The organism is Acinetobacter lactucae (assembly GCF_001605885.1).
Classification (GTDB): domain Bacteria; phylum Pseudomonadota; class Gammaproteobacteria; order Pseudomonadales; family Moraxellaceae; genus Acinetobacter; species Acinetobacter lactucae.
Map to the genome: position 1 here is coordinate 15,607 of NZ_LRPE01000011.1, position 17,650 is coordinate 33,256.

Below are 17,650 nucleotides of genomic sequence, written 5' to 3' on the forward strand. Positions count from 1 at the left end.
ATTGGCGGTATTATAGAGGGATTTTGTGCAGTTGATAACTAAAGTTAAAACATTGCTGCTCTCAATGTTTTAACTTGTCTTGAATTTAGTTAAATATTGAACATTAAAACTTAAAAGTGTAATCGACATTTAACCGCGTTTCATTTGTCGAATGAAATGTCATATTACTTGGCATATCGTTGCGATAGTGAGAAAAACGGGCTCGCATTCCCAAACCTTTTAACTTACCTTCAGGAATTTTATAACCCAAATCAAATTCCATCGACTCTTCTTTAAAACGCTGATCGCCGTATTGCAACAAATCAATGTCTTCGCCTTTTGCATAGCGACTCATAAAGCGCAGTCCGTTTAATGAAACATCACCTACTCGAGCATTTTTAAAGTCATATTCATAACGAATCGAATAGACTTTTTCGTCTTTATTTGAATAGTCCGAACTCATAAAATCAAGCACAACAGGACTTTCTGTTCCAGACAAAAAAGGCAGACCAGTCGAGCCAAATGACTGCATATAGCCCAAAGAAACCGTATGGTTTTGATAGTTCAAACCAAATATACCGCTCACATGTCGGTTATCGACTTCTCCTATTTTTTTACTACCTGTTTCCTCACTATTAAAAAAACGCACGTCACTTAAAAAATTAAGCTGATCATTTAAAGGCTGCTTCCCGTTAAAACCTAAAAACTGTTGCTGGTAAATGTCCTTGAGTTCAGCATGATAAGCCCGTAAACGATAATCCTTTAACTGATAACTTCCACCTAATGTATAAAAAGAATCGGTAGTTGCCGCTTTGTCGAAACGATGGTTGATATTGTCCGTTCCAACATCGGTATAACGAATCGAATCACGTTGGCGCACTTCGTCGACATAAAATCCTTCAAGTTGAAGATTTGGAATTTCATTTGAAACAAAGCGAATGCCACGATAAGTCTGCGGAAACAAACGCGCTGGCGATGAAAATATGGTCGGTAATTGCGGAACCAAGTCCCCCACAAAAAGCTCATTTTTTCTAAATTTAGCCTTCCCTGTAATACCTATTTTTCCATAATAATCATCACGCGAGTTATCGGTATTCACTGGTAATAGACCACTACGCGCATAGTCATCAGCACGGCTTCCCATCAGGTTAAAACCCGCCATTGCCAGTACATCAACTCCGAAACCAACTGTCCCTTCGGTATAACCAGACTGCCCTTTAAAAATTAAACCCTGCGCCCAATCTCTACCTGCTGTATAGGGATATGGGTCTTTTTTATAGTCTCGGTCAAAGTAAAAATTACGTAGTGTCAGCTCAGCTTTACTATCTGCAATAAACTCGGCATGCACAACTTGACTAAATAATGGGCACAAGCATATCCCCACCCACAATGGTGTCTTTTTCATTTTTTATCTCAACTATTTAATTTTTAATGGATTAAGGCGCTGTTTTAAGCGAATAGTTCTGCTCTTTCTTACTTCGATAAAAAGCATTACCCAAACTTAAAATCAGGAAAATAGCCAAAATAAAGACCACACCGTAATAGGCATACAGCGTTGCGGGTGCTATCCCTTTATCCAGAAAAATGCCTGCGACCGTTGGCGATAAAATTGCTCCAATTCGTCCAAAACCAATGGCATAGCCCACACCGCGACTACGAATTTCGGCATCATAAATTGTTGGAGAAATAGAATATAAACCTGCTACACAGCCATTAATAAGTGTGCCAAGCAATAACCCCACCATGAGTGCAATGCTGACTTGAGATGAGACTGCGACAAATAGGAAAACACATGCAGACGTTAGACCTAAAAACAGGCTTAAGGCATAGAAGATTTTCATACGTGATGCCAATAAACCAATAATGGCTGCCCCAAAAATCCCACCAATACTAATTAAAATACCGGTACTTACACCTTGCTCTGGTGACATCCCCATTGAAATAAGAATTTTTGGTGTCCAGCTCATGACAAAGTAAAAACCAAACATCACTAAAAAGAATGCAAACCAAAGACAAAGTGTTTGAAATCCCTGTTGTCCTGCAAATAACTTGCCCAGTTCACTACCATTTTGTGTGTTGATTTTTTCATAACGTGGCATAACTGGCAGTTGGTTAAGCCCCATACGACTTACCGTTGTGTTAATCCGTTCGAGTGCCTGTTTTGGTCGTTTCGCGAGTAAATAATCTAAAGATTCTGGTAATAACCATGCGCTGATCAGCAGCATTGCAATGGTAGTAACGCCACCTGCTAAAAAGATTGAGCGCCAACCTAAATGTTCAATCAAAGCCAGTGATAGCACTCCACCAAGTGTCGCGCCAATTCCATAACCTGTAGACATTAAGCTCACTGCGAGACTACGCCAACGAGCATTGGCATATTCACTCGCCAACACATTACTGCTGGCAAGAATCCCACCTACCCCAATTCCGGTAATAAACCGAAGTGCTGCTAACATGCCGTGGTTTTGTACAAAAGCACAGCCCAACATGCTAAGACCTGCAATCACAAGACAGACTAAGATGAGTAAACGACGGCCGATTTTATCGGCTAAAGGTGCGAGAAAAATTGAACCGGCAGCCATTCCAAAAAGGCCTGAACTGAGTAATAAACCAATTTGTGCGCCTGAAAGTGACCATTCCGCAGACACGGATGGAGCGGTAAATGCCATTACCATCACGTCAAAGCCATCAATAATATTGAGACAAATACAGATCAAAATGACGAACCATTGGTAGCGGCTCATGTTGTTTTGATTGATCTCACTTAGAACGTCTCTTTCCATTTGTGTATCTCCCTTGGATAAGACATACACACGACATTGCTGATATGAGCGATTGGGTGGTTATGCATATCCGTATCCATAATGACCTAGAGGAATATTTCTTCTTTGAGCATCCTGCTCTTTTTCTATACTGAATATTTGGATCCAAAAAATCAACTAAAATTATAAATGGATTATTAAAAAGTATATAAACACATAAATTATATAAGTATAAAATTATTAAAAACATAAAATTAGGATGCTTGAATATTTTTATGGATCCATATTAAAAAATCTATTATGATCGATTCCAGAGCATTTTTTAGCCAAAAAAGCTCAGTTCATTTTCATGGAATGCAAGATGCATTTTTAAAACTTCAAAGGATTGTTGTTATGAAACTCAAAAGAGTAAGCCAGCTTACATTGGGACTTTTTTTTGCCAGCCAATTGTTTTACACAGCGCAAGCAGCACCTCCAAAAAATCAACAACCACCTAATATCATGATTATTTTGGCCGATGATCTTGGATTTTCAGACATCGGTGCTTATGGTGGCGAGATTAAAACTCCTCATATTGATAGCCTATTAAAGCAAGGAAAAATGCTTTTTAATTTTCATGCTTCATCAATGTGTTCACCTACTCGTGCGCAGCTTATGACGGGTGCAGATAATCACTTGGTCGGTTTAGGTGCCATGTATGAAACTTCAAAACGACAAGAAAAACTGGTTGGAGCCGATAGCCCACGCGCACTACTCAAAATTGATGGATATTCAGGTCACTTAACGCAAAATGCTTACACACTCGCAGAAATTTTAAAGACTAAAGATTATTACACCTTCATGGTCGGTAAATGGCACTTAGGCTATGCTTCCGACCAAAACCCTAAAGCCCGTGGTTTTGATCAATCTTTTGCTCTACTCGATGGCTTCGATTTACACTTTAAAGACCAACCTAAGAACTATCCGCGCAACACTCAATACACGGAAAATGGTCAAAAGGTCACACTGCCTGACAACTACTATTCAACCGACTTTTTTACAAAAAAAGCTTTTGAGTACTTAGACAAAAATAAAGCGCAGAAACCATTTTTTGCCTATCTAGCCTATACCGCTCCACACTGGCCACTACAAGCACCTGCTCATTATAGAGACTTATATAAAGGCAAATACGATCAAGGCTACGATGCAATTCGCAAACAACGCTTTGAGAAGCAAAAGCAATTAGGATTAATTCCTGCAAATGCAGAATACCCAGTCGAGCGTGGCAATCAAGCTTTAAGTACCAAAAGCTGGAATGAACTCACACCACAAGAGCGCAAATACGAAGCGCGTAAAATGGAAGTTTATGCGGGCATGGTCACTCAGTTAGACGATCGCGTGGGTGATGTCATTCAATATCTTAAAAAGCATCATTTATATGACAACACTTTGATTGTGTTTATGTCAGATAACGGCGCTGAAGGTGGTGATCATAATTTCCCAATGGGTGATGCTGACAATCGCTATGAAAATATAGGCAACGCGAGCTCATATCTTTACATAGGCCCACGCTGGGCCGAAGTGAGCAGCACACCATTCACTCACTGGAAGTCAGCTGCTTCAGAAGGCGGTGTGCGAGTTCCATTTATTGTTAAATCGCCTGTGCAAATTTCTAAACAACGTGGAATCAACAATAACTTTGCGACAGTTAGAGATATTTTCCCAACTGTTATGGAACTAGCAGGTATTCAAAATAATCAAATTTATCCAACTTCAAGCACTAAAATTAAACCGTCGGGCTTTAGCTTGATTCCTGCTTTTAAAAACAATAAGGCCCGCATTCGACCAGTCAATTATTATGACTTTAAAGAATTACATGGCAGCCGCTACGCCAAAACTGATGAATGGAAACTCGTTGAAAACTCACCTTCTAAATTTAAAAGCCATGGTTGGGAACTCTACAATTTAAAAACAGATTTTAATGAGCAGCGTAATGTTTACGCAGAACATCGCGAGATCGCCAAAGTCTTAAACGATAAATATTTAAGATATGCCGATGAAAATGGTGTCGTGGATTTTGAGCAATACAACAAAAAGTAGGGAAAACCAGATGAAACAGATCATGATGCTTTCATCGCTCCTCTTACTTTGTGCATGCCAAAAAACCACGCCTCAACTAGAACAGACCACCTTGCCCGACTTAGGCAGCAAAGCTAAATGTAATTCTTATTCGGGCCTTCCTTCGGGTTGGCCTAAAAACAAAGAAGCCGGCATGGTCAAGCTTCCGCAAGGAAAAATTGTTTTAGGCACCACACAAGGTTATGACGATGAACGCCCATTAAACTTACAAGCAACTTCAGTACCCGCTTTTTTAATTGATGCAACTGAAGTCACCAATGCTCAATTTCAAGAGTTTGTTAAACAAACAGGTTATGTCACCGATGCAGAAAAGCAAGGTGGTGCAGCAATGTTTGTACAGCCAGATCATCAAGTTGAAGAGCTACAATGGTGGAAATTTGAAAAAGGCGCCAATTGGAAACACCCATGGGGTTTAAATAATCCAAAACAACCCGCGCCTCACGAGCCCGTTCGCATGGTGACATGGAATGATGCCTACGCTTATGCAAACTGGCTAGGTCACGACTTACCGACCGAGCTTGAGTGGGAATATGCAACCAAAGGTTTTCAGCAAAACTCCGATATTGGCCCTACTCATGAAGGACATATTGTAGCCAACTTCTGGCAAGGTGAATTTCCATACAAAAATATTCAGGAAGATAGTTTTAAGGATGTTGCCCCTGTTGGCTGTTTTAGTAAAAACCCATTTGGTTTATATGACTTGATTGGCAATGTATGGGAATGGACGCAAACATCCTATACAGGCCCACGAGATCATCATATGGGAGATCCGTCGAAGTATCGGCAAAGTCACGAACAGATTTTGCAATACACCATTAAAGGTGGATCTTATTTGTGCGCAACCAATTATTGCGCGCGTTATCGTGCTGCCGCGAGGCATCCACAGGAACTCGACCTTGCCACAAGCCATGTCGGATTTAGAACAGTAAAACGCTTTTAAACGGATTTAAAAATGAAGCATATTTTTATTTATGGGATTTTATTCTCAGGGACAACCCTTGCCTGCTGTTTCGCTCATAGCGAAATAGATGTTAATTTTCAAAATACACTCACACTCAAAACATTCAACTTCGACAGACAATATGAAAATGGCAATAGTCCCGACACTCATAGCTTGAGCCAAGGTCTGATTTATCGTGGTGACTGGACAACAAAACTTAATGAGGTCCAGCTACACCTCAATCCAAGCATTCAATATGCTTATCGCCTAAGTAGCGACCAACACACCAATGATATGGTCATACCCTTTGACCCTAACACTAAGAAACAAGCACAAGATCAAGTTAAATATGGCTTAGGTGCTGGAGTTGAATATCAAAACTTTCGGATGAATATAGGTGAAATCACACCTGATTCACCACTTACGCCACAAGTGGATACACATCAATTGCGCGTGAACTATAAAGGCTTGGAATTAAAATATAAGACAACGCAACAAAATTTCGAGCTAGGTTTGATTAACCGTTATTCCCCAAAAAATGAGGAGGACTACCACAAACTGGCCATTTCAAAATATGAGTCTGACGGACTCTATTTTTTTCAATGGGATGGCAAAACACCTCGATACCATTGGAAATTTTATAATGGTTACTTAACCGACCTCATCAATCAAAGTTACCTTGCTTTTGATTATCAATGGACAAAGCAACACATCACAAAATTACGTGTGTTTCGCCACGACGATGTCGGGAAATCAAAGCTTGGTGAATATGACAACACGTCTATAGGGGCCATGCATTTTATCAAACATGGCAACTTTACAACTGGAATTGGCTACCAAGAAAACTTTGGCAAAGATGGTATTCCAAAACTCGACAATATGCCCATCCCGCATATGGTGAACTGGACCTTAGGCGCGTTTACCAAAGCAGATGAAAAGTCTTATCATTTCGTTGCCTCATATGACTTTAAAGACTATATCAAGGGTCTAAAAGTGACCTATAAATATATTTATGGCGATTCATTTCAGACCATGAAACAAAATGATTTTGAGCAAGAAAGTGATGTGCTGGTTCAGTATGATCTCAATGCTTGGATTAAAAATCTTAAATTCCTGTTCTTAAATATTAACTACGATACCAAACATGGAAAAAGCCTGGATGAACAGCGCATGATGCTTCACTACACGGTTAATTTCTAAATATTCACACTCCCATAATGGCCTCAACCATAGCCATTATGGATCCAAAATAAACCAATTAAAATTTCACCCCTGAAATTCAAAATAAATACAAAATCCCTTATTAGTAAACACAATAATATAATTCCATCAATTTCAAAGAACAATATTTTTAAAAAAATATACTGCTTATCAATTGACCATTATTTTTATTTATTATAAATTGGATCCAATAAGTGATAAGGAGTCGTCACAATGTTTATTAAAAATGCTTGGTATGTAGCCTGCCGCCCAGAAGAAATCCAAGATAAACCATTAGGTCGTACGATCTGTGGTGAAAAAATTGTTTTTTATCGTGGTAAAGAAAACCAAGTTGCAGCCGTTGAAGATTTTTGTCCGCATCGCGGTGCTCCACTCTCACTTGGTTATGTCGAAGATGGCAACCTCGTATGTGGTTATCATGGCTTAGTGATGGGTTGTGACGGAAAAACTGTTTCAATGCCAGCCCAACGTGTAAATGGTTTCCCTTGTAACAAAGCATATGCAGTTGTTGAAAAGTTCGGCTTTATTTGGATATGGCCGGGTGAGAAAGCCTTAGCTGATGAAGCAAAACTGCCAACTTTAGAATGGGCAGATCATCCTGAATGGAGCTATGGCGGAGGCCTGTTTCATATTCAGTGTGACTATCGCCTGATGGTCGACAACCTGATGGATTTAACCCACGAAACCTATGTTCACTCAAGCAGCATCGGACAAAAAGAGATTGATGAATCATTACCTGTCACTAAAGTTGACGGCGACCATGTCATTACCGAACGCTATATGGAAAATGTGATCGCACCTCCATTTTGGCAAATGGCCCTTCGCGGCAATCATTTGGCAGATGACGTACCTGTGGACCGTTGGCAGCGTTGTCACTTCTTTGCGCCAAGTAATGTTCACATTGAAGTTGGTGTCGCGCATGCTGGACATGGCGGTTATCACGCACCGAAAGACAAAAAAGTGTCTTCAATTGTGGTCGATTTTATTACACCAGAAACTGAAACCTCACATTGGTATTTCTGGGGAATGGCACGCAACTTCCAACCTGATAATGCTGAACTCACCGATCAAATTCGTGAAGGCCAAGGCAAAATCTTTACTGAAGATTTAGAAATGCTTGAGCAACAGCAGCAAAATATTTTAAACAACCCACATCGCAAGTTACTGATGCTCAATATCGATGCAGGCGGTGTACAGTCTCGTAAAGTGATTGAGCGACTACTTGCCGAAGAAAATAAAACACCTCCTGAAACGTCCGCGCAGAAGTTTCCAAATATTCGGATTATTTAAAGGAGCATGAACATGGACGTTATTATTCAAAAAATTCACCAACTCACCCCGACCATTCGTGCTTTTGAATTGATTGCAGCAAATGGTACGGAGCTGCCAAGTTTTGAAGCAGGTGCACATATTGATGTGCATCTGAAAAACGGCCTCACCCGTCAATACTCACTTTCAAACTGCTGCACTGAAAAACATCGTTATGTGATTGGTGTTTTACATGATGCCAATTCACGCGGTGGCTCACGTTGTATCCACACAGAATATCGTGAAGGTGACCATTTAAAGATTGGTGAGCCGCGTAATTTATTTGAAATTCACCCTCAAACCAAACAGGCGGTTTTATTTGCGGGTGGTATTGGTATTACCCCTATTTTATCGATGGCATATCGGCTTAAGTCGGCCAATATTCCTTTTGAATTGCACTACTTCATTCGTAGTCATGAAATGATTGCCTTTTATGGCAACTTAACCAAGCATTTTGGTGAGCAAGTCCATTTTCACATTCAAGACCAACCAGACACCGAATGTAATATGGCAGAGGTTTTGGGCCAAGCTTCACCTGATAAACACTTATATGTGTGTGGACCTACAGGGTTTATGCAGTTTGTCATGAGCTCGGCTGAACAAGCGGGTTGGCATAGCGAACAGTTACATCAAGAACATTTTGTCGCTCAAAAAGTAGATACATCTAAAGATGAAGCTTTTACGATTGAAGTGAAAGGTACGGGCCGTCGAATTGAAGTATTACCAGAGCAGACTGCTACTGAGGCATTAATTGCAAATGGTTTTGATATTCCTGTTTCATGTGAACAAGGCATTTGCGGCACCTGTATTACCCGCGTTGTAGAAGGTACGCCTGATCATCGCGATATGTTTATGACCGATGAAGAACATGCTCTAAATGATCAGTTTACGCCCTGCTGTTCTCGTGCAAAAACTAAAAATCTTGTGATTGAGCTTTAACTCGAATGTTCCTTTATTCAAAAATAAAGGAACATTTTACCTTAAGCGCTGAGAACATTTCTGAGCGTTTCACCCAAAATAACTACACTACTGTGTTCGCGCATTAATGTTTCAGCACGCCCTGCCTGACGATTTACCAATGCATCGAAAATCGAACAATGCTGTAAATGCGCATAGTGCAAACGGCGATATTCCGATAAAGCTTGGTTCTGGTCATAGGTAATGGCTTGGGCAGAAGCCATTGGCAATTGATTGTTTTTTGCTAAGGCTTGGATAAGCGCAACGTTTTGCGCTCCCTCAATAATGGTGTCATGAAAGATGACGTTAAAATGGTGATAACGTTCTAGTTCAACATCGCCGAATTCGTCTTTATCATTAAATAGTTTTTCAGTTTCTTGAATGCAATGTTGCAGCGTCTTTTTCTGCTCTTCGCTTAAGCCTTGTTCTGCCAAGGTTTTCGCAGCCAACCCTTCCAGCACCCCGCGCACTTCAAGCGCATCATGAACCAGTTGTTCTGAAATTTCACGAACCGTGTAACCACGAGTTGGATTTTTAATGAGGAGGCCTTCTTGCTCAAGCAACCTAAAGGCAATACGAACAGGCTGCCTTGAAACGCCAAGCAACTCGGCAGTCGGAATTTCGGCAATTCTGGCACCGCCTTCAAGTTCCCCTGAAATAATCATTTTTCTTAGTTTAAGTAAAACTTGTTGTCCTGAAGACATTCGCTGCCACACATCACCAAAAACGTCACTTCGATGCTAGCAAGTTCATTTGTAAAATGAAATAAATTTTCTGTGTGAATCAGTGCTTAAGCATTTCTGTAGATTTTAAAAAATTAAATTACCAACCACCTTTTATCAAAGGTTTTTAAGATTATTCACCATAATATCGAGGTTATTCCGGATTAAATAAGCCAAGTTAATATCAATACCTTCCAGCATTTTTTCTTCGACTTTTAAAACCACTTCATTGCATTTATTCAGCTTATCAACACCGCTTTCAGTCAGTGTAATTAAAATACGGCGGCCATGGGTTGGGTCCGGTTTTTTCTCAATCCAACCATTAAGCAGTAAATCTTGCAAAATTTTGTTGGCTGATTGCGGTTTTATAAAAGAACGCTCAGCAAGTTTGGCATTAGATAAATTACTTTTTGAAGCTAAAACAGAAAGTGCAGTAAATTGCGGTAAGGTAATTTCAAGCTCTTTTAAATGTTCTGATAAATGTTTACTAATAATTCGGTCAACACGAGCAATCATGTAACTTAACTTAGGCTCATCTTCTACTTTTTTTGGAACTAAATTCGAACGTACCATAACCTTTCAATCATCATAAGAAAATCTGTAATGAAAGTATGAGGCTCTAACCCCATACTTTCGTTAAAACTTAGCGAGCACCTGAGCTTTGTACTAAATGTACAGGCTGTTTAGGTTTTTTGACAAGAAGTAATGCAGAGATCGCTGCAATTAAAATCACTGGAATACTTGAACCAATCACAATGGTCGAGCTTTGTCCAAGCGAGAGTAAAAACCCAGCCATTAAAGGCCCTGCAAATGAACCAATACGGCCAATTGCAACTGCTGAACCTACACCAGTTCCACGCATTTCTGTTGGATAATACATGGCAGCCAAACCGTATAATGCCGATTGTCCGCCCACAATGAATAAGCCACAACCCACTGCCGAAAGTGCAAGTAAAGCCACTGTCGGAGAAACTGCCAAACAGCACAGCGAAAATAAAATACCGAGATAAATCAGCTTAATCACAAAACTCATGCGTAATTTATCAAGCAATACACCCATGAGAATCGAACCTAAAATTCCGCCAACGTTGTATCCCATCTGTACATAGTTTGCCTGTAGTTTCGATAAGCCTTGTGCGCCCATCAGTAACGGCAACCAATTCAACAAGAAATACAGTACCACCAACGTACAGAAAAAGCTTATCCAAAGCTGAATGGTCGACATACGACGCTCTTTCGCAAACAAAACTTCCAAGAATGGTGTCGTTTTTTGTGCTTGAACTTTACGTTGCAGATAATCATTTGACTCGGGTAAAAAGCGCATAATCAGTGGAATCAGCAAAATAGGTGCAATTCCACCAATATAGAAAATATGGCGCCACTCTGCATCACCTGCCAATGACATGGCGACAACAGAAGTGAGTAATCCGCCAAAAGGAATGCCGCTATACATGATGCTAACAGCAGTACCTTTGTGCTGGTCAGGTACAGCTTCAGAGGCAAGTGTAATCATCATTGGTAATGCTCCACCCATTCCTAAACCAGTGCAAAAACGAATGAGTAACAGCAAACTAAAGTTAGCAGCATAAGCCGTTAGCAAAGACATAATTCCAAAAAGTAAAATACTAAAAATCAGAATTTTCTTACGCCCGACAATATCTGCAAACCGACCGCCTAATATGGCACCTGGTAGTGTTCCCAAAATTGCAGCACTAAATGCCCACGCCATTTGGGCATTGTCTAACATAAACTCAGCCCGCATTCGTGGAGCGGCTACCCCCATTGATTGAAGATCAAACCCTTCAAAAATTGCTATGGCAAAGCACAGTAGCAATGTGATTTTTGCCCTTGAAGGCTGTCCTGATATTTTTTCCATTGTGTTGTCCTTTATTGACTAGTCGTTCCATTTAGCCCTTTGTGTATTGTTGTTTAAACACATCAAAAATATCAGTTAAACTTACTAAAAAATCAACACATTTTTATATCAAATAATCAATAAAATTAATTAATATTTAAAATACAATGAATTATAAAATATTTATGAAATTTTATAAAAAAGACTTGAATGTAAGTTTAACTGATATTAGATTAAATCCCAGAACAGCAAAAAATCATTCAAGGAGTATGAAGATGAGTTATGAAAACCGCTGGGAAACAGTAGATGTTAAAGTTGAAGATGGAATTGCATGGGTCACCCTAAACCGCCCAGAAAAGAAAAATGCCATGAGCCCGACACTCAATCGTGAAATGATTGATGTGCTCGAAACGCTTGAGCTTGATCAAGAGGCGCGTGTTTTAGTTTTGACGGGTGCTGGCGATTCTTGGACAGCGGGCATGGACTTGAAGGAATATTTCCGTGAAGTCGACACTCAACCAGAAATTTATCAAGAACGTATTCGCCGTGACTCATGTCGCTGGCAGTGGCAACTTCTTCGCATGTATTCAAAACCAACGATTGCCATGGTCAACGGCTGGTGCTTTGGAGGCGGTTTCTCACCTTTAGTGGCGTGTGACCTCGCAATTGCAGCAGATGAAGCAACTTTCGGTTTATCTGAAATTAACTGGGGTATCCCACCGGGCAACCTCGTAAGTAAAGCAATGGCAGATACCGTGGGTCACCGTGCATCTTTGTACTACATCATGACGGGTAAAACCTTTAGTGGTAAAGAAGCCGAGACCATGGGACTTGTGAATAAAAGCGTGCCGCTTGAACAGCTAAAAGCAGAAGTGACTGAACTTGCAAATTGCTTACTTGAGAAAAACCCTGTGGTTCTTCGTACCGCTAAAAATGGATTTAAGCGTTGCCGCGAACTGACATGGGACCAAAACGAAGACTACTTATATGCCAAGCTCGATCAATGTATCCACCGCGATACTGAAAATGGCCGCCAAGAAGGTTTGAAACAATTTTTAGATGAAAAATCAATTAAACCGGGTTTACAGAGCTATAAACGTACTGGTTAACTTTTGATTCTTTAATGGCAATGTAAGGACGCAACCCATGCAAAATGTACAGTTACTTATTCACGGTCAATCTGTTGATGCATCAAATCAGGCAACTTTTGAGCGTATTAGCCCTATTGATGGATCAGTGGCAACAAAGGCTGCTGCTGCCACACTGGAAGATGTTGATCGTGCAATCGATTCGGCACAACAAGCTTTTAAAGTATGGTCGAAACTCTCGCCTACCGAACGTCGCTTACGTTTGTTAAAAGCAGCCGATTTAATGGACCAAAAGACCGAGCAATTCATTGAAACTGGAATGCAAGAAACAGGTTCAACTGCGACATGGTATGGGTTTAACGTTCACCTTGCTGCTAACATGTTACGTGAAGCCGCATCGATGACCACACAAATTGATGGAAGCCTGATTCCATCAGATGTGCCGGGTAATCTTGCGATGGGCGTGCGGGTTCCTTGTGGTGTTATTGTTGGAATTGCACCTTGGAATGCACCTGTTATTTTGGCAACGCGTGCGCTCGCTATGCCTTTGGCTTGTGGTAACACCGTTGTATTAAAAGCATCTGAAGCTTGTCCAGCAACACATCGTCTCATTGGTGAAGTGTTACATGAAGCGGGTCTGGGGGAAGGTGTAGTAAATGTGATTACCCATGCCGCCGAAGATGCCCCACAAATCGTGGAACGTTTAGTGTCTCATCCAGCCGTGAAACGTATTAATTTTACCGGTTCAACCAAAGTCGGAAAAATTATTGCCGAGACTGCTGCTAAATATTTAAAACCAGTTTTACTCGAACTTGGTGGCAAAGCCCCTGTTGTGGTTTTAAATGAAGCTGACATTAATGAAGCCGTAAATGCAGTTGCTTTTGGAGCATTCTTTAATCAGGGACAAATCTGTATGTCGACCGAACGTGTTTTGGTTCAAGACAATATTGCCGACCAATTTATTGAAAAACTGATTGAGAAAACCCGCTCTATTCGGGCAGGTAATCCAACCTTAAAAGACAATGTACTCGGTGTTTTAGAAAGTCGCCGCGCTGCAAACCGTATTCAGCATTTGCTAGAAGATGCCCAAAACAAAGGTGCTGACTTACCTTTAGGCATTCATATTGAAGACACCACCATACAACCAACACTGGTGCTTAATATTAAACCTGACATGCTGCTTTACCGCGAAGAATCATTTGGACCTGTATGCACAGTTCAACGTTTTTCAAGCATTGAAGAAGGTGTAGCACTGGCAAATGACAGTGAGTTCGGTCTGTCTTCAGCAGTGTTTAGCCAAAATATTTCGCAGGCATTAGAAGTCGCTAAACAGATTGATTCGGGTATTTGTCATATTAACGGCGCAACCGTACATGACGAAGCTCAAATGCCATTTGGTGGAACAAAATCTAGTGGTTATGGACGATTTGGTAGTAAAGTCTCTGTTGCCGAATTTACCGAACTACGCTGGATTACCATTCAAACCCAATCACGTCATTACCCGATTTAGTCAGGCTAATGCGAACACAGACATATTAAATAAAAATTGCATGATGCAAAAAATAAAGCGCAGTGATGCGCTTTCCATGGAGTGAAAGAAATGCAAATGAATGCCACTCAATCACAAGACCGCGAACGGTTCGTAAAATTAGGGCAACATGATATTCATTATCACCATAAAGATGACACGCTCTATATCAGCCCCAAAGAGCAATTAAAACCGTATCCACAAAAACTGACAGATCGGTTAATTCATTTTGCGCAAACCAAACCCGACCATATTTTTGCAGCAAAACGCAATGCTCAAGGTGAATGGGTCAAACTGAGTTATGCAGAAGTTTTACAACGTGCATGGCACATTGCTCAGGCTTTACATGAACGTAATTTAAACCAAGAAAGACCTCTGGTCATTTTAAGTGGCAATGATCTCGAACATCTAACACTCTCTATGGCTGCCATGCTGGCAGGTGTGCCTTTTTCAGCAATTTCACCTGCCTACTCTTTAATCTCTCAAGATTTTGGCAAACTTAAACATGTGTTTGAAGTGCTGACACCGGGTATGGTCTATGCCAGCGATGGGCAGGCTTTTGCTAAAGCTATTCAGGCATGTATGACACCTGACATTGAAGTGGTGACCAATAAAGGGATTGTGGGCGATCATATCTGCACGTCTTTTCAATCGCTGTTAGATACACCAGTTTCAAATGTCCAAGAGTTTTACCAAACCCTTGATGAAAACCAAATTGCCAAATTCTTATTTACGTCAGGTTCAACCAAATTACCTAAAGCTGTACCGACCACGCACTTAATGTTGTGTGTTAATCAACAGATGCTGTTGCAGACTTTCCCTGAGTTTGAAGAAACGCCGCCTGTCCTACTTGACTGGCTGTCTTGGCATCACACATTTGGCGGCAGTCACAATGTCGGTATTGCGCTCTATAACGGCGGTACGATTTACATTGATGATGGTAAACCCGTTGCAGGAAAATTTGACGAGACCATTCGTAATCTCAAAGAAATTTCTCCAACTGTTTATTTAAATGTGCCCAAAGGTTGGGAAGAACTCACCGAAGCTTTAGAAAAAGATGAGGAATTGAGAGACCGCTTTTTTGCCAAGGTTAAAATTTTATTCTTTGCAGGTGCAGCGCTTTCAGAAGCGGGCTGGAACAGACTCGATAAAATTGCTCAGCAACATTGCGGAGAAAAAATTCGCATCATGAGCGGGTTGGGCATGACTGAAACTGCACCCTCTTGTGCTTTTACAACTGGCCCACGCGTGATGGCTGGTTTTATTGGTTATCCAGCTCCGGGATGTGAAATCAAGCTGGTTCCATGTGGCGACAAACTTGAGTTCTGTGTTCGCGGCAAACATGTCATGAAAGGCTATTGGCGCTTAAAGGCGGACCAGCAAAGTACTGTGTTTGATGATGAAGGCTTTTTCCACACAGGTGATGCTGTTCGTTTAGTCGATATCAATGATCCGACCAAAGGTCTGATGTATGACGGACGAATTGCCGAAGACTTTAAACTTAACACGGGTACTTTTGTGAATGTCGGCACACTACGCAACAAAGTACTGATTCAAGGTAATTTACTGGTTCAAGATGTTTGTATTACCGGTTCAAACCTGAATGCTGTCGGTTTTCTGATTTTTCCAAAACTAGACGCTTGTGCTCAATATGCAGGCCTTAAGCTTGGTGAAAACTCTCCAACAGAGATATTACAGCATCCTAAAGTTCAGCAGTGGTTTCGCCAATTTTTAACGACCTTTAATAAAGATGCAACGGGCAGTTCAAATACAGTCTCAATGCTTTATTTAATGACCGAACCACCTCAACTCGATGCAGGTGAAGTAACCGATAAAGGCAACCTCAATCAAAGCAATATTACCAAGCGTCGTGCCGCTTTAATTGATGAGATTTATCAAAAGCAGACTGATAACCCTCTGATTATCCGAGTGCCCACCTTAAAGCAATAAACAATTGAAATAAAAAAAGGAAGCTCAAACTTCGGTTTGGGCCTTAGCCTCACTTTTGCCTAAAAAAGGTTCAACATGCCATACGATACAGAATTTGAACTATTTCGGGACAGCTATCGCAGGTTCTTAAAAGAACAGGTTGCTCCGCATTATGAACAGTGGGAACACGATGGCCTTATCCCACGTGATCTATGGCTTCGTCTTGGGGAAAATGGCTTTTTGTGTGTTGATGTGCCCGAAGAATATGGCGGCTATGGCGCTCCTGTTCATTACTCGCTCATGCTGGTTCAAGAAACTGCTCAAGCGGGCTTTGCATCTTTAGCTGTTGCCATTGGTGGGCAAAATGAGTTGGTCTCTCCTTACCTGCAAAATATTGGAACTGAAGAGCAAAAACGTTATTGGTTACCAAAAATGGTGACAGGGGAAGTCGTCACTGCAATTGCCATGACAGAGGCCAATGCTGGTTCAGACTTACAAGCCATACGTACTCAAGCCATTTTAGAAAATGACCACTATCGTGTGAATGGTTCAAAAACGTTTATCTCAAACGGTTTGCACGCCGACCTGATCGTTCTGATAGCAAAAACTGATCCCCAAGCCAAAGCAAAAGGCATTTCAATTTTATTAGTTGATGCTGCTTTAGACGGCGTCAAAAAAGGCCGCTCTTTACAAAAAATCGGGCTACATGCCCAAGATACAGCCGAACTGTTTTTTGATGATGTTTATGTGCCTGCAACTCAGCGTTTGGGTGAAGAGGGACAAGGGTTTGCTTATTTAATGCAAGAGTTACCTCGCGAACGTTTAAGTATCTCCATGATGGCTTTGGGGTCCATTTTGGGGGCTATTGAAATCACTAAAAACTATGTACTAGAGCGCAAAGCTTTTGGGCAGCCCTTAAGCCAAATGCAAAACACTCGTTTTGTGCTCGCAAACGCGCAAATTAAAGCAAAAGCCGCTCAAGCTTTTGTAGACCAATGTGCAGCGCTGTATCAACAACACCAGTTAAGCGTCACTCAAGTTGCAGCATTGAAATGCTTTATCACCGATGTCCAATGTGAAGTGATTGATCAATTACTTCAGCTTTTTGGGGGATACGGTTACATGCAGGAATACCCGATTTCACGCTTTTTTGTGGATGCACGGGTACAAAAAATTTATGGGGGAACCAATGAAATTATGAAAGAAATCGTAGCCCGAGAACTGCTCGGAAAATAATTCGATT

Annotated in this window: 14 protein-coding genes; 9 read left to right on the top strand and 5 right to left on the bottom strand. The window is 41.0% G+C overall.

The features are described from left to right. Positions 1 to 103 precede the first annotated feature (103 nt). Together AWW73_RS05540 and AWW73_RS05545 are read right to left on the bottom strand one after the other, a co-directional pair. Positions 104 to 1,384, bottom strand: a complete 1,281-nt coding sequence (locus tag AWW73_RS05540; protein WP_062849012.1) for an OprD family outer membrane porin — start codon at positions 1,382 to 1,384, stop codon at positions 104 to 106. Between the two features lie 31 nt (positions 1,385 to 1,415). Next, positions 1,416 to 2,762 carry an MFS transporter gene (locus AWW73_RS05545; RefSeq protein WP_062849013.1) on the bottom strand — a complete coding sequence of 449 codons (1,347 nt, stop codon included), beginning with the start codon at positions 2,760 to 2,762 and terminating at the stop codon, positions 1,416 to 1,418. A gap of 372 nt (positions 2,763 to 3,134) precedes the next feature. On the opposite strand from AWW73_RS05545, the gene AWW73_RS05550 reads away from it, so the two are divergent. The 5 genes from AWW73_RS05550 to AWW73_RS05570 all read left to right on the top strand — a co-directional run bounded on the left by AWW73_RS05550 (position 3,135) and on the right by AWW73_RS05570 (position 9,267). Then, positions 3,135 to 4,820, top strand: a complete 1,686-nt coding sequence (locus AWW73_RS05550; RefSeq protein ID WP_061874800.1) for an arylsulfatase — start codon at positions 3,135 to 3,137, stop codon at positions 4,818 to 4,820. Between the two features lie 25 nt (positions 4,821 to 4,845). After that, entirely contained in the window at positions 4,846 to 5,799 is a 954-nt protein-coding gene (locus AWW73_RS05555; protein WP_081409514.1) for a formylglycine-generating enzyme family protein, read from the top strand. Positions 5,800 to 5,811: 12 nt separating this feature from the next. Next, complete coding sequence (locus tag AWW73_RS05560; protein ID WP_062849015.1) at positions 5,812 to 6,999, top strand: OprD family outer membrane porin; 1,188 nt, start codon at positions 5,812 to 5,814, stop codon at positions 6,997 to 6,999. 234 nt (positions 7,000 to 7,233) lie between these two features. Further along, entirely contained in the window at positions 7,234 to 8,310 is a 1,077-nt protein-coding gene (locus tag AWW73_RS05565; protein ID WP_062849016.1) for an aromatic ring-hydroxylating dioxygenase subunit alpha, read from the top strand. A 12-nt stretch (positions 8,311 to 8,322) separates the two neighbouring features. Further along, positions 8,323 to 9,267, top strand: a complete 945-nt coding sequence (locus tag AWW73_RS05570) for a PDR/VanB family oxidoreductase (RefSeq protein ID WP_062849017.1) — start codon at positions 8,323 to 8,325, stop codon at positions 9,265 to 9,267. A gap of 41 nt (positions 9,268 to 9,308) precedes the next feature. Here AWW73_RS05570 and AWW73_RS05575 read toward each other — a convergent pair whose 3' ends face one another. From AWW73_RS05575 to mhpT, 3 genes are all read right to left on the bottom strand, one after another. Next, complete coding sequence (locus AWW73_RS05575) at positions 9,309 to 10,001, bottom strand: GntR family transcriptional regulator (RefSeq protein ID WP_081409507.1); 693 nt, start codon at positions 9,999 to 10,001, stop codon at positions 9,309 to 9,311. A 123-nt stretch (positions 10,002 to 10,124) separates the two neighbouring features. Further along, positions 10,125 to 10,580 (bottom strand): MarR family winged helix-turn-helix transcriptional regulator, encoded by a 456-nt coding sequence (locus AWW73_RS05580; RefSeq protein ID WP_057106149.1) that lies wholly within the window; start codon positions 10,578 to 10,580, stop codon positions 10,125 to 10,127. Positions 10,581 to 10,650: 70 nt separating this feature from the next. Continuing rightward, a complete protein-coding gene (mhpT, locus tag AWW73_RS05585) occupies positions 10,651 to 11,883 on the bottom strand; it encodes a 3-(3-hydroxy-phenyl)propionate transporter MhpT (RefSeq protein ID WP_016141799.1) in 1,233 nt (410 codons plus the stop codon). Between the two features lie 248 nt (positions 11,884 to 12,131). Between mhpT and AWW73_RS05590 the strand changes: the two genes are divergently transcribed. The 4 genes from AWW73_RS05590 (at position 12,132) to AWW73_RS05605 (ending at position 17,643) form a co-directional block, all read left to right on the top strand. Continuing rightward, complete coding sequence (locus tag AWW73_RS05590) at positions 12,132 to 12,971, top strand: p-hydroxycinnamoyl CoA hydratase/lyase (RefSeq protein WP_171254635.1); 840 nt, start codon at positions 12,132 to 12,134, stop codon at positions 12,969 to 12,971. A gap of 37 nt (positions 12,972 to 13,008) precedes the next feature. Next, on the top strand, positions 13,009 to 14,460 hold the full coding sequence (locus AWW73_RS05595) for an aldehyde dehydrogenase (RefSeq protein ID WP_062849020.1): 1,452 nt from the start codon (positions 13,009 to 13,011) through the stop codon (positions 14,458 to 14,460). An 81-nt stretch (positions 14,461 to 14,541) separates the two neighbouring features. Further along, complete coding sequence (locus AWW73_RS05600; RefSeq protein WP_171254636.1) at positions 14,542 to 16,428, top strand: feruloyl-CoA synthase; 1,887 nt, start codon at positions 14,542 to 14,544, stop codon at positions 16,426 to 16,428. Positions 16,429 to 16,503: 75 nt separating this feature from the next. Further along, a complete protein-coding gene (locus AWW73_RS05605; RefSeq protein WP_062849022.1) occupies positions 16,504 to 17,643 on the top strand; it encodes an acyl-CoA dehydrogenase family protein in 1,140 nt (379 codons plus the stop codon). Positions 17,644 to 17,650: the final 7 nt, after the last annotated feature.

Bases quoted from the DNA above. Each gene is read 5' to 3' on its own strand.
- AWW73_RS05550 (WP_061874800.1), top strand. From the start codon at position 3,135: ATGAAACTCAAAAGAGTAAGCCAGCTTACATTGGGACTTTTTTTTGCC.
- AWW73_RS05605 (WP_062849022.1), top strand. From the start codon at position 16,504: ATGCCATACGATACAGAATTTGAACTATTTCGGGACAGCTATCGCAGG.
- AWW73_RS05565 (WP_062849016.1), top strand. From the start codon at position 7,234: ATGTTTATTAAAAATGCTTGGTATGTAGCCTGCCGCCCAGAAGAAATC.
- mhpT (WP_016141799.1), bottom strand. From the start codon at position 11,883: ATGGAAAAAATATCAGGACAGCCTTCAAGGGCAAAAATCACATTGCTA.
- AWW73_RS05595 (WP_062849020.1), top strand. From the start codon at position 13,009: ATGCAAAATGTACAGTTACTTATTCACGGTCAATCTGTTGATGCATCA.
- AWW73_RS05560 (WP_062849015.1), top strand. From the start codon at position 5,812: ATGAAGCATATTTTTATTTATGGGATTTTATTCTCAGGGACAACCCTT.
- AWW73_RS05590 (WP_171254635.1), top strand. From the start codon at position 12,132: ATGAAGATGAGTTATGAAAACCGCTGGGAAACAGTAGATGTTAAAGTT.
- AWW73_RS05555 (WP_081409514.1), top strand. From the start codon at position 4,846: ATGCTTTCATCGCTCCTCTTACTTTGTGCATGCCAAAAAACCACGCCT.
- AWW73_RS05540 (WP_062849012.1), bottom strand. From the start codon at position 1,384: ATGAAAAAGACACCATTGTGGGTGGGGATATGCTTGTGCCCATTATTT.
- AWW73_RS05580 (WP_057106149.1), bottom strand. From the start codon at position 10,580: ATGGTACGTTCGAATTTAGTTCCAAAAAAAGTAGAAGATGAGCCTAAG.
- AWW73_RS05545 (WP_062849013.1), bottom strand. From the start codon at position 2,762: ATGGAAAGAGACGTTCTAAGTGAGATCAATCAAAACAACATGAGCCGC.
- AWW73_RS05570 (WP_062849017.1), top strand. From the start codon at position 8,323: ATGGACGTTATTATTCAAAAAATTCACCAACTCACCCCGACCATTCGT.